Genomic DNA, 12360 nt, shown 5'->3' with positions numbered 1-12360 from the left:
CTCGCCACAAGTGCCGGTGGCTGGTGGAAAAATACGACCTGTCCGGTCGCGGCGATGGCGGGGGAGGCGGCGAGTATGAATTGCAGGATGGATTCGGCTGGACCAACGGTGTGACGCTCAAGTTGCTGGGCAAGTATGGCGAGACGTCTCAAAGCCTGGTGGGTAAGTAAATGCCACACACACATCCCCTGTGGGAGCGGGCTTGCTCGCGAAAGGGGGGGGGCAGCCACATTGAAGGTTGCTGACACGCCGTCTTCGCGAGCAAGCTCGCTCCCACAGGGGATGTGGGGTGTGTCTCAAGCCTCACCATCGCGCGGAAAAAAACTGTGGGGAGGCACAAATCTCCCTCACCCGAATCGAGACGTACTTGTGGCGAGGGAGCTTGCTCCCGCTCGGCTGCGCAGCAGTCGCAAAAGCGGTGTGCGCGGTGTGCCTGGCGAAACGGTGTGGCTGATTTGGGGTTGCTTCGCAACCCAGCGGGAGCAAGCTCCCTCGCCACAAGTGCCGGTGTTGGATGGACTGGGTGTGATCGGGTACTGAGCCGTTGCGGGCTCGCTACTCATGCGCCGTCACCCGGTTGCGCCCGGTCTTCTTCGAGGTATACAGCGCCTGGTCCGCCCTGGCGATCAGGTCGGCGTGGTCGTTCGCGGGCTGGCTCAGGTCGGCCACGCCCAGGCTGATGGTGAAACGGATGGCCTGGTCGTTGTACTGCACCTCCAGCGCTTCGACGGCCTGGCGCATACGCTCGGCAAAGATCTGTGCGCCGGCCTTGTCGGTGTCTGAAAGCACCACGCCGAACTCTTCACCACCATAACGTCCCGCCACGTCGGATTCGCGTACATGCTCGCGCAGCAGCCTGGCGACATGCTCGATGACCTTGTCGCCCGCCTGGTGGCCGTAGGTGTCGTTGACCCGCTTGAAGTGATCGATATCGAGCATCACCAGGCTCAACGCATTGCCGTAGCGCTGGTGCCGGGCGTAGGCGGCTTTGAGGTTGCTTTCCCAATGACCGCGGTTGTACAACCCCGTCAGCCGATCGGTGCTGGACAGGAGTTGCAGCTGTGCGTTGGCGGCTTGGAGCTGATGCCGGTTGGTGGCGACGTCGGTGACGTCATAGATCACCAGGCAGATGTGCTTGATGGTGTTGTCCGGCGAGCGCAACGGCAACAGGGTGGTGTTCTGGTACATGAACGCTTCCTGGCCGGTGATCGGCTGGTAGCTCTTGAAGCGCATCAGGTACGGACGCTGCTCCCAGACCGTGAACGCCGGCGTGCCCAGGGTCGCGACGCTTTCCACCTTGCGGCTGAACCATTGGCGATCGATTTCAGGGAACAGGCTGAAAAAATGCTGGTTGTGGGCGTCCTTGGGCTGCACCCCGGAGCGGTTCTCCATGAAGGTGTTCCAGACTTGCACGCGGTACTCGCGGTCGAGCACCACCACCCCGACGTCGATGCTCTGAACGATCGCCAGCAACCAGTGGAACTCGTTCAGATCGATGGATTCGCTCATGGCTCAGTTCATCAGGTAGGCAAGTTTATGGGTCAACCGTTCGATGGAGTCCTCCGTGAACAGCAGCAACAGGTCGAAACGAATATCGTGCCCCTCCAGGCTGTAGCTGATTTCCACCGCCAGGGTCTTTTTCCAGTGCTTGCTGTTGTCCCGGATCAATTCCTCGATGGCGGCGTGCTGGCCGAGAATCTGCGGGTGGCCCTGGGAAAACACCACGTCGATCTGTTCGGCAATGCTGCTCAGGCACGCGCCGATCAGGACGCTGGAAAGGTCCAGGAGCATTTCCAGGTCCGAATAGTCGGCGCTCTGGCGCTGCATCAATTGCGCGATATCGGCGATTTCCGAATCGTGGAAGATCAGCAAGGCTTCGCCGGCGATGCCGCTGCCGATAAACCCCTGGCAAATGGCGGTGAGTTGCTGGGAGCTGCCGACGTCGTTCAAGGCCATGTGCAGTTCCCCGACCTCAAGGAGGTTGACGTTCGGCACCGGCAATTGCACGAAGACCCCCAACACTTTGGCGATCAGCGCCGCCGCCCGGCCGATGGCCACGTTGACGGTCTCGCGGAACGCATCGTGGAAACCGATGGCCACGTTCGTGGCCGAACGATTCTGCGGCGGCACCTGCCCGGGTTGGGCCAGTAGCCCCAGCCGCGCCAGCGTCTGGCGCAGGTCGTTTTCGTCGAACGGTTTTTTCAGGAACGCCAGGGCGCCCAACTCCAGCACGCGGCGCACCGCCTCATCCTGGACGTCACCGGAAATCACGATCACCTGCGCCTTCAAGCCCTCGTCGCGCAAGGCGCTCAACACTTGGTAGCCATCCATCTCCGGCATGGTCAGGTCGAGCAACACCACGTGGCCCAGGCCTTGGCGTATGGCGTCCATGGCCTGGCGCCCGTTGACCGCCTCGGTGACCGAAACCGGCCAGTCCGCCGGCAGGGCACGCAACACCTGTTTGCGCGCCATGTTGGAGTCGTCACACACCACCAGAGGGATCAACGACACAAGGACATCCATCGAATTTCAATGGCTGGAGAGGAGGTGTTGCGTACTTCATTCATAGGCTTGCAAAGACCCTTTTGATTAACGAATCGGGTTTATCAAGCGTGGTGTCCAGGACCAGACACCGCTGGACACGGTTGTATTGAAACTGGACCAATAAGTCAGGGACGTCAACTGCACTTCGTCATCGAATCCTGGGCAAAGCCACGGTCGGCGCGCGATTGGGCGTGGCAGGCGCGGTTTGTGGTCTATAGTTTTCAGCAGGCGGTCGGTGACCCGCAGTCCGTCAGTGGGAACAATGCAGGGAGCACACCATGGCGATCCAACGGGCGAGTGTCATGACGTCGGCCCCGAGTGTCGTCCATCGAGAAAACGCCCAGGCCGATGTGACGAACAATCTGTTTCGGCGCGGTTTCGACCAGGCCAGGGAAGCCTATATCCTGTTCCCGTTGCTGGCGGTCCTGCTGCTGTTGCTCATCTGGGCCGGCACCCTGTACCTCATCAAGGTCGAACACGCTCGTGCGCAGCAGGGAATTGCCGAAGCGAGCCTGGAAATCGGCGCCACCTACGAAGCGCAGATCCTGCGGGCGGTGCGTGAAATCGACCAGACCCTCAAGCTGGTCAAGTACACCTACGAGTCCGAGCGGGAGCCCAACCCGTTGCCCAAGCTCAAGGCACGCGGCTTGCTGCCTTCTCCCTACTTGTTTGACGTCAGCGTTGTCGATGCCAGTGGCCGGGTCGTGGCCAGTACCCAGCCGAGCGAGGCCGGAAGCAGGATGGCCAAGGACGCGCTGCAAACACCAGGGCCGGACACGGCGCTGTCGATTGGCCGCCCGCGGAAAAGCCCGGCGACGGGGGAGTGGACATTGCGTTTCAGTCGGCGGCTCGATGAAGGGAACGGCGGGTTCGCCGGGATCGCCATGATCGAGGTCGACGCGGCCTATTTCGTCAGCAGTTATGACCCCTCGAAACTGGGCGACCACGGCTTGCTCGGCCTGCTGGGCATCGACGGTATCTTCCGGGCACGGCGCAGCGGGGAAACGATCTCGGCCGGTGACCCGATCGATTACGCCAGCGTGGTGCCGGATACGGAAAACACCGAGGCCATACGCGCGATCAACCCATGGGACGGTGTGCGGCGCTATACCAGTGCCCGCCAGCTCTACGACTTTCCGCTGGCGGTGATCGTCGGTTTGTCCGAGGAAGAACAACTGGCTGCGGTGACCCGGCAGGCGCAGCGCTATCTCTGGCGCGCGGCGGGCGCCAGCCTGCTACTGGTGTTGTTGGCGGGACTTCTCGCGCGGATGAGCTGGCAACTGGCGCAAAGCCGCTTGCGTGCGGGCGAAGCGAAAATTGCCTACGCGGAAAGTGTCGAGTACCTGGCCTATCACGACGGCCTCACGGCTTTGCCCAATCGCAGCCTGTTCAGCAAGTTGTTGAGCCAGAGCATCCGTGAGGCCGACCGTTACGATCGGCAATTGGCCGTGTTGTTCCTTGACCTCGACCGTTTCAAGCAAGTCAATGACACGCTGGGGCACGATGCCGGCGATCAACTGCTCATGGAGGTGGCGCAGCGCCTCGAGGCGTGTCTGCGCGGCAGCGATACGGTGGCCCGGTTGGGCGGCGACGAATTCGTGATCCTGCTGCCGGAGCTGTCGCAGGACAACGACGTGGCAAGCGCCGCGCAGAAAGTCCTTGGTGCGATTGCCCGGCCTTTCAACCTTCAGGGCCAGGAGTTTCGGGTGACTGCCAGCGTCGGGATCAGCGTGTTTCCACAGGATGGCCTGGACGAGCAGACCCTCACGAAAAACGCCGATATCGCGATGTACCAGGCCAAGCAACGTGGCAAGAACAACTTCCAGTTCTACTCCGCGAAACTGAACGCCGATTCCCTGGAACGGCTGACCCTGGAGCTGAGCCTGCGCCACGCGCTGGAGCGCCAGGAGTTCCAGCTGCATTACCAGGCCAAGCGGGACATTCGCAGTGGCCAGATCACCGGCATGGAAGCGCTGCTGCGCTGGAATCATCCCGACCTGGGGATCGTGGCGCCCATGCAGTTCATCCCCATTGCGGAAGAGACCGGTTTGATCGTGCCGATCGGCAAGTGGGTGCTCAAGACCGCCTGCCAGCAAAACGTCGCCTGGCAACGACAAGGCCTGCCGCACCTGGGCGTCGCCGTGAACCTCACGGCACGGCAGTTTGCCGATGAGGACCTGCTGGCGGATTTGGCCGAGATATTGGCCGAAACCGGTATGGATGCGCGCCTGCTGGAACTGGAAATCGCCGAGCGCCTGCTCATGCAGGACGTCAAGAGGGCGCTGAGTGTGTTGACCGGGCTCAAGCGCCTGCAGGTCCGTATCGCCATCGATGATTTCGGTATCGGCTATTCGTCGCTCTCTGCCCTCGAACAGTTTCCGTTGGATGTCATCAAGATCGACCGCTCGTGTATCTGCGACACCAGCAGCGTGTCGGAAGACAAAGCCCTGACCGAGGCCATCATCGCGATGGGCCGCACCCTCAGCCTGACCGTGGTGGCCCAGGGCGTGGAAACCAAGGAACAGGCCGATTTCCTGCGGGACAATGCGTGCGATGAGTTCCAGGGTTTCTACTTCAACAGGCCGATTCCCGCCGATCAGTTCAAGTTATTGCTGCAGGCCCAGGCAACTGATCCAAACCTCGATCCGTAAGGGCTCATACTCATTGTGGCGAGGGGATTTATCCCCGCTGGGCTGCGAAGCAGCCCCAACACTGACGACTCAATCCACCAAGTAAACTGGAGCTTCAGATTTTAGGGCCGCTGCGCAGCCCAGCGGGGATAAATCCCCTCGCCACAGATTCATCTGCTGCCTTAAGTGAGTGGGTTACCTAGTCATTGCGCGTCGAGCGGCAGTGCCCTGACGCTGTCATCCAGCTCCCGCGCGTCGATATAGCCGATGGTGTCGGGGTTCTCGGCAATACGTTTCTTGACTTCCGTGGCGCTTGAAACCGCCAGTGGCGGCTGGCCCCTGCCGGTGAAGATGATTTTTGACCAGTGCGCCTTGAGCTGGGCTGCGGACTTGCTGGTGATCGTTGTGTAGAACTCATCGCGGGTCGGGGAGTCTTCTGTCTGGTCAATGGGAATCGCCTGGCCACCACCGGGAAAACGACTGGCCTTGCCCAGGAAAATATCCGCCACCTGATTGCGCGCGAGTGTCTTCACCGGGCTGGACGTGGCGACGACCACCACCACGTCGGCCTTGACGGCAGCGCTGGCGGCGCCCAGGGCGAGTCCCGCCACAGCGAATCCGATGAATCTCACAACCCACATGGCCTGCTCCATCAGAAGACAAAATCCACAGCCAGGCTGATGACGTTGAGCGAGCCCCCCGATGTGAAGTCCGGTTGGGGATTGATCAACGGACCGACCGAGTTGCCCTTGAAACGCGTGTGATCGAATTGCACTTTGGCATCCATGTTCCTGGTGAAATCCCAGCGCACGCCCAGGGAAAGGGTCTGCTGGCCTTCGTTCGAGCCCAGGACGCTGTTGAGCGCACCGTTGAGCTCGGCGGCCGTGCCCGCCAAGGCGGGTGGCAACGCCGCTATCGTCAGGCCCGGGCTGGAAACTTCGGTTTCGGTCCGGGAGCGTGCGTAGGTGACGTAAGGCGTGAACGCTTCGATGCGGTACCCGCCGCTGATGTACCAGGCACTGGTGCGGCCCAGGCCGGAGCGGCTGTCGAGACGCCCCCATTCACTCATGACGAACCAGTCGCCCGGATCGTAGCTGGCGCCCACGCCGAGAAATTCGACGGGGGTGTCATCGGAGTCGTAGCGATCGGCGATGGCGATGCCTTCTGGACCGAACGCCCTGAACGTATCGAAGAGTGAATTGAACTGCTCCAGGGTCAGGTCGGCTTTCATGTAGGTGATGCGCGTGGTGAGCACGTCGAACTCGGTGGTATTGGTGATTCCCCAGAAGTTTCTCGTCAGTGCCTTGCCGGCCCCGTCGGGCTGCCGGCTGTCGGTCTGGCCGTAGTGAGCCTGCACGGTATTGATGATCGCATCGACATGAAACCGGTAGCTGCCATCGATGCCGTCGCTGCTGGAGATCGGCATCAGGCTGTAGACCTCCATGGGCGCGCGTACCCAGGGCAGGGTATAGCCCACTTTACGGGTGTCGGACACCAGGAAGGTCGGCAACACAGTACGGCCAATGCGTGCGTTGAAATCCGGCGTGAATTGGTACTTGATGTTGGCCCACTCGACGAAGGGCCGGTAGCTGTTGTCGTAGCGCTGCTCGGAAATGACCTGCACCACGGCCGAAAGCTGCGGGGTGAAGGTGGCGGTCAGTTGGGCGCCTATCAGGCTGTCGACATCGGCGCTCCAGTTGCGCGAATGCCCGGCGCCGTTGGGCTTGAAGATGCTGGACGTGAAGTCGGCTTTTTTCTCGCTGGAATGGACGATCCCCACCGTGCCGAAACTGCTCAGCGAGAACATCTCGGTAGCGTCGGCACTGGCGCCGCCGGCATACAGCGTCACGACGACCAAGGCCAAGGTATTGGGTCTTTTCACCATGGGCTCAAGGTGACCTCGTTGCGTGGATCGCCATTCGTCTGTTCCTTGTACGTCGGCTGAAACTGCGCGCCATTACCCACCGAAGCCTAGTCTAGATGGCCAATTTGAGCGTAAAGGTCGCCCCTGTTCCCGGCCCATCGCTATGGGCCTCCAGCGAACCGCCCATCTCCATGGCCGCCAGGACGCAACTGTGCAGGCCAAAGCCATGGCCATCCTTGCGTGTGGTAAAGCCGTGGGCAAAGATCCGCGTCAGATTCTCGGGCACGATGCCTTCGCCGTTGTCGATGACTTTGATGACCAGGGTGTCGTCTTGGGGAATCTCGCTCTGAAGGATGATTTGAGGGGCCGGCTCCAACCGGTCACCCATCGCCCTGCTGGCGTTTTTTATCAGGTTGATCAGGATCAGCAGCACCCGGTGCTTGTCCAGTTGCAGCAAGGGCGTATCGGCCAGGTTTCTCACCACGGTGATCCGATGCGCCGCGATGATGCCGGCGTTCATGCGCAGGGCATCCTCGATCAGTTCTTTGACCTGCACGGTTTCGGCGAGGCTGGATGGACCTGCATAGGATTGCTGGGCGGCGACGATTTCCTTGATGTGGTCGACGCTTTTGCTCAGTTGGCCGAGTTCTTCGGTCATGCTCTGTTGCTCGATCGCCAGTGCGTCCACCAACTGGTTCAGGTAGCCGGGCAACAGCTTGCCTTTGTCGTCGTGGGAGATGAAGTCGCCGAGGTCTTCAGCGTGCTCGTTCATCATTTGCACCGCCTTGCCAAGCCCCAAGGCCTTGCTGGTGCGCAGTTTGCGGGTGACCAGGTCGGCGGAGATATTCACGCTGTTAAGCACGTTGCCGACGTTATGCAGCACATTGGTGGCGATTTCGGCCATGCCGGCCTGGCGTGCGGCCGCGGCCAGTTGGACCTGGGCTTCGGCGGCGCGCAAGCGGCTTTGCGCCAGCTGCCAGCTCATCCGGGCGAGCAGGCCCACCAGCAATACCAGCACCAGGCTGCCGCCCGTGGCACGCCACAGATAGGTACGCGCTTGCTGGTTCACCGCGGCCAGCTGTTCTTCTTCGGACAACCCGACGATCACCGCCAGCGGAAAATCGTAGAGCTGGCGGGCACTGGTGTAGCGCCGCACGCCGTCCCAACCGTTGATCGAGAGCTTCGCCTCGGTGTTTTCAGCGTCCGGCACCACCGCCGTGTAATTGACCGCATCGCCGGCCGATAGCGTTTCCCCGGTGCGCCGTACGCGAAAGATGCCGTCCGTACCCAGCAGCCCGAGCGCACCCTGGTCGCCGAGTTTCGAGGCGTCGTAGCTGCTGACGAAATAGGCAGCATCCACTTCGACCCTGGCGATTCCGGAAAGCCTGCCATCCGCGGCATCGAGTCGCCGGCTGAAGCGCAAGCGCCATTCGCCAGTGATTGGGCTTTTCCATGGATGGCTGATGGACAACGAATCGCTGTGCCGCAGCGTTTGCTGTTCATCCGGGTCAGCGATGTTTTCCCGGTCGTTGACCCGCGTGCTCGCCACGAACCGGCCGTCCGGATTGACCACACTGACATCGAACACCAAGGCCGGCGGCAACAAGGCCCGTTCTTGGAGGCGGCGCAGGGGATTGGGCTCGTCCTCGGTCTCAAAGGTGTATTTGACCAGCTTGAGGGTCTGATCGATTTCATGGATGGCGCGCAACATTTGCGCTTCGTAGGTAGCACCCATCTCCAGGCTGGCCGTCGCGGCGCTCTGCTGCGCGCGAAGATGTTCAACCTTGATCAGGTAGAGGGTGGCGCTCCAGACAATCAGCAACAGCAGGGCGGCCAGCAGCGGGAACAGGATGTAGGCTTCCTTGGCCTGGTCGAAGAAACGCCGAAGCGTGCTGGCTTCGGTACCGCCATCGGCTTCTGCACAATGAGCGGTGCCAGGGGCCAACCTCAGTGTCTCGGGCCGCTGGATCGGCATGGCTTGCTCCCTGCATTGTCCGACCGAAGGCTGGTGAGCATCCGACACGGTTACGGCTCGAAGGGGTGTTGCTCCTGAAGGCCCGAGCGAAAGAGCCTGGATGTGTCTGACTATAGACCACAAACTCTGCATGCCAATTATGCGAAGAGGGATGGAGTGTCGGGCAGGTCATTTGCGCTTTTTCAGGGATCTGATTGCGCGGGAAGAGGGCACATTGTGAATTGAACCCTGTGGCCCAAGTGCATCCTGTGGCGAGGGAGCTTGCTCCCGCTGGGCCGCGCAGCGGCCCCAAATCAGCCACACCGTTTCGCCAGGCACACCGCAGACACCGCTTTTGCGACTGCTGCGCAGCCGAGCGGGAGCAAGCTCCCTCGCCACAGATCTATCTTTCCCATGCTCTATTTCATAGGCACAGGATGCGGGTTCACACCGCTTGCTTGACCTTGCGATGCACCCACTGCGCCTCGTCCTTCAGCTCCAGGACGTGCCAATGGAAGTGCTCCAGGGAAGCGCTGTGCCCGACGCTGATCAAGATCGTGTCCGGCAGTGTCTGCCTGAGCAGCTGATAGCAACGCGCTTCGTTTGCCGCGTCCAGCGCCGAACTGCTTTCGTCGAGGAACAGCACCGTGGGCCGGGCCAGCAGGGCCCTGACGAACGCGCAGCGTTGCTGTTCGCCGATGCTGAGGGTCTGTGCCCAGTCCCGCTCCTCTTCCAATTGATCGGCCAGGTCTTGCAGGCCGACTTGCTCCATGACCTGGCGTAGCGCGGCATCCTCGTCGCGACGGGGCGGGTTGGGGTACCAGAGCGCTTCGCGCAGGCTGCCCAGCGGCAAGTAGGGTTTTTGCGACAGGGTCAGGGCGCGCTCGCGGTCATAGCTACTCGAGCCGCGAGCGTGATGCCACAGCCCGGTGATCGTGCGGATCAGCGTCGATTTGCCGTAGCCGGACGGCGCGCTGATCATCAGGCTGTCGCCGGGTTTGAGTGACAGGTTGAAACCTTTGAACAACGGCCGGCCATTGGGCAGCCAGATGTCCAGGTCCTTGATATCAAGACCGCTGGCCTGCTGTTCGTGCCTGACCTGGGACTTGACCTCGACGTTATCCAGGCGCTCCTGGAAGCCGACCAAGCGGTCGATCACCGATTTCCATTCCGACAGTTCAGGGAACACGCTCACCAGGTAGGCGATGGCCGCGTGCACTTCGCCGAAGGCCGCGCTTATCTGCGTCAGGCGGCCGAGGGGAAAGGCGCCGGCGAAGAACTGTGGCGCCATGATGAACATCGGGATGACCGTCGCGCTGCGCAAATAGAAGGTCGAGTAGCCCATGATCAGCTTCTGTTTCTTCACCAGCGCCCAGAAGTTTTCCAGCGCCGCGTCCAGGCGACGGTTGAAGCGTTCGTTCTCCACGACTTCGCCGCGGTATTGCGCCACCGAGTCAGCGTTCTCCCGCAGGCGGATGAGCGAGAAACGAAAGTCCGCTTCACGCCGCTGTTGCATGAAATTGAGGCTGGGCAGGGCGCGGCCCAGCCAAAAGGCCAGGCCGGTGCCCAGGAACGCATACACCAGGGCGATCCACACCAGCAGCCCCGGAATGACGAACGACTGATCGTTGAATGGCACGCTGACGAGGCTGGAGGCTTGCCAGAGGATATGCAGGAAGGAAAACAGCGACACCACCGACGTCAACAGGCCCAGGCTCAACTTGAGTGACTTGACGATGAACAGGTCGATGTCTTCGGCGATCCGCTGGTCGGGGTTGTCGACATCGGTTTCGGTCAATTTCAGCTTCTGGTAGCGCTGGCTGCCCAGCCACTGATCGAGCATGTTGCGGGTCGCCCAGCGCCGCCAGCGGATGGTCAGCTTTTGCTGAAAGTGAAACGCGCCCACGGTAAAGGCCGCCGTGCCGATCTGCAGCAGGATGAATTGCAGGCTGCCGATCAGGAAGCCGTGGTAATCCAAGGCTTGCAAGGCGTTATAGAAATGCAGGTTCCAGAAGTTGGTGAGGATGTTGACACCGACCAGGCACAGGGTCATCAGCACGGTGGCCAACAGTAGCCACAGGGCCGGGTACTTTTCCTCGGAAGCCCAGAAAGGCCGCGCGAGACGCCAGAAGTTGCGGAGTGTGTGCATGGAGTCTTGATGAGCCTGGTCGCTAACGACGTTGAGTTTGCAGGGGAGGGAGGATAGGATCAGCCAATGCTAATCGTTTGCATTAATTAGGGAAAGCCACGGGAGCCCCGTTATCGAATTTCCAGAATGGCTTAACCAGGCCTGGCCGCCGATACAGCGGGTCATCCGGCAGGCACCTGGCGATCAGCCTTCCGTCGCGTTGAGCCAGCTTGCCGATCCTGCCGTGCTGCAACCCTTGCTGACCCGATTCGCCCTGCGTTACCCGGGGGTGAACCGTGCCGCCGTGGTGTCGCAGTGGTCGATGAACTACATGAGCATTGTCTTGCCCGCCACCCTGGCCTGTGTGCTGACGCGTCACTGCGCCATCGAGTTCTGGGGCGAGGACGCGCTGCTGTGGCACGACGACGGCCAACCGGCGGCGCTGGGCCTGGCTGCGGGGCTGTCGGACTTGGCCGCGGATGACCGGGCGGCTTACTGGTCGAGGTTGGTCCATGAGCACCTGGCGCCACTGTTCGGCACATTGGCCGCCGCCGGTGGCCTGGCCCCGAAGATATTGTGGGGTAACTTCGTCGCCATCTGGGACGGCGCCTTCGCCAGGATGGACCCGGAGCTGTCCAGGGATGGTTTCGCCGAGGCGCACCAGTGGCTGGAGCCCGTCACGGTGAACAATGGCCGCTTGAAGCTGCGGGGTCTGCAACGCATGGTCGAGTCACCGGCGCCGCAGATTTGCCCCAGCTTGCCCTTGCGCCGGCATTGCTGCCTGCATTACCAACTGCACGAGCCGGTCGAAGGCCAGCCGCCCGTGCTCTGCGAATCCTGCCCCAAGCTGCACCGCCTGCCGGTGGCGGAGCAGGTGAGCTACCTGCATTACATCTATGAGTAGGAATGAGCGCAGGTTTTGAACAGCCTTCGGGGTACTTGCCGGCATTCCATGTGGCTGAGCCACCGCTATCGCGAGCAGGCTCGCTCCCACACTGGATCTGTGGTGAACACAAAATTCATGTCCGACACAGGACCCCTGTGGGAGCGGGCTTGCTCGCGATGAGGCCGGCACATCCAACATCACCGCAAACTGAGCCACCGCTTTCGCGAGCAGGCTCGCTCCCACACTGGATCTGCGGTTGAACAACAAAATTCATGTCCGACACAGGACCCCTGTGGGAGCGGGCTTGCTCGCGATGAGGCCGGCACATCCAACATCACCGCAAACTGACCCACC

The 12360-nt window shown here is 61.5% G+C and carries 9 protein-coding genes; 3 read left to right on the top strand and 6 right to left on the bottom strand.

The window, feature by feature from the left end; translation table 11 throughout:
- Positions 1-23: 23 nt before the first annotated feature.
- Positions 24-170, top strand: coding sequence for a trehalase family glycosidase (locus HU767_RS04855; RefSeq protein WP_186728660.1), 147 nt, complete (start codon positions 24-26; stop codon positions 168-170).
- 385 nt (positions 171-555) lie between these two features.
- Here HU767_RS04855 and HU767_RS04850 read toward each other — a convergent pair whose 3' ends face one another.
- Both HU767_RS04850 and HU767_RS04845 read right to left on the bottom strand, forming a co-directional pair.
- Complete coding sequence (locus HU767_RS04850; protein WP_186704814.1) at positions 556-1509, bottom strand: sensor domain-containing diguanylate cyclase; 954 nt, start codon at positions 1507-1509, stop codon at positions 556-558.
- Positions 1510-1512: 3 nt separating this feature from the next.
- Positions 1513-2523: a response regulator gene (locus tag HU767_RS04845; RefSeq protein ID WP_186704815.1), complete on the bottom strand. Its 1011-nt coding sequence runs from the start codon at positions 2521-2523 to the stop codon at positions 1513-1515.
- Between the two features lie 299 nt (positions 2524-2822).
- Here HU767_RS04845 and HU767_RS04840 point away from each other — a divergent pair, with 299 nt between their 5' ends.
- The gene (locus HU767_RS04840) at positions 2823-5195 is read left to right on the top strand and encodes an EAL domain-containing protein (RefSeq protein ID WP_202894651.1); all 2373 of its coding nucleotides are present in this window, start codon (positions 2823-2825) and stop codon (positions 5193-5195) included.
- A gap of 182 nt (positions 5196-5377) precedes the next feature.
- Here HU767_RS04840 and HU767_RS04835 read toward each other — a convergent pair whose 3' ends face one another.
- The 4 genes from HU767_RS04835 to HU767_RS04820 form a co-directional block, all read right to left on the bottom strand.
- The gene (locus HU767_RS04835; protein WP_186728659.1) at positions 5378-5815 is read right to left on the bottom strand and encodes a phosphate ABC transporter substrate-binding protein; all 438 of its coding nucleotides are present in this window, start codon (positions 5813-5815) and stop codon (positions 5378-5380) included.
- Between the two features lie 11 nt (positions 5816-5826).
- Positions 5827-7059 carry a porin gene (locus tag HU767_RS04830; protein WP_186728658.1) on the bottom strand — a complete coding sequence of 411 codons (1233 nt, stop codon included), beginning with the start codon at positions 7057-7059 and terminating at the stop codon, positions 5827-5829.
- A 91-nt stretch (positions 7060-7150) separates the two neighbouring features.
- Positions 7151-9013 (bottom strand): ATP-binding protein, encoded by a 1863-nt coding sequence (locus HU767_RS04825; protein ID WP_186704818.1) that lies wholly within the window; start codon positions 9011-9013, stop codon positions 7151-7153.
- 424 nt (positions 9014-9437) lie between these two features.
- Positions 9438-11141, bottom strand: a complete 1704-nt coding sequence (locus HU767_RS04820; protein WP_186728657.1) for an ABC transporter ATP-binding protein/permease — start codon at positions 11139-11141, stop codon at positions 9438-9440.
- A gap of 199 nt (positions 11142-11340) precedes the next feature.
- Between HU767_RS04820 and fhuF the strand changes: the two genes are divergently transcribed.
- Entirely contained in the window at positions 11341-12024 is a 684-nt protein-coding gene (gene fhuF, locus HU767_RS04815) for a siderophore-iron reductase FhuF (RefSeq protein WP_186728656.1), read from the top strand.
- The last annotated feature ends 336 nt before the right edge of the window (positions 12025-12360 follow it).

It is taken from the genome of Pseudomonas sp. SWRI179, from assembly GCF_014268705.1.
Classification (GTDB): Bacteria; Pseudomonadota; Gammaproteobacteria; order Pseudomonadales; family Pseudomonadaceae; genus Aquipseudomonas; species Aquipseudomonas zanjanensis.
The sequence above is the reverse complement of the archived record's forward strand: the minus strand, read 5'-3'. Positions and strand labels throughout refer to the sequence as shown.